The organism is Lactobacillus delbrueckii subsp. bulgaricus (assembly GCF_046938665.1).
In the GTDB taxonomy this organism is placed as follows: Bacteria; Bacillota; Bacilli; order Lactobacillales; family Lactobacillaceae; genus Lactobacillus; species Lactobacillus delbrueckii_C.
The window spans coordinates 1-378 of sequence record NZ_JBKZCD010000080.1 but is presented as its reverse complement, the minus strand read 5'-3'; the positions used below and the strand labels follow the sequence as shown (position 1 = coordinate 378).

At 49.5% G+C, this 378-nt stretch carries 1 protein-coding gene; it reads left to right on the top strand.

The features are described 5' to 3' along the window. Window positions 1-30: 30 nt before the first annotated feature. Window positions 31-378 (top strand): RRXRR domain-containing protein (locus ACLUXO_RS10280; RefSeq protein WP_412137457.1); only part of this gene is annotated, 348 nt, incomplete at its 3' end.

Here is a 378-nt window from a genome sequence, read left to right as displayed (position 1 = left end):
GTTTCCTGCATTAAGGAAAAGGAGAACAAGATGAAGCATGAAAATGCCAGCCGGGTATTTCTGCTCAATAAGGACGGCAAGCCACTGATGCCATGTCGTTCAAGAAAGGCCAGACTGCTTCTGAAGAGTGGCAAGGCCTTTGTAGTCAAGAAATATCCCTTTACCATTCAGCTGAAATATGGCTCGTATGGCTATAAGCAGAAGGTAAGCCTTGGCGTAGACACTGGGCAGAGACATATTGGCTTTGCCGTAGTCAGTCAAGACAAGGTGCTGCACCAAAGCGAGGTAGAGCTTCGCCAGGACGTGCACAAAAATCTGTACACCCGCAAGATCTACCGCCGAGGCAGAAGAAACCGCAAGCCCCGCTATCGTCAAGCA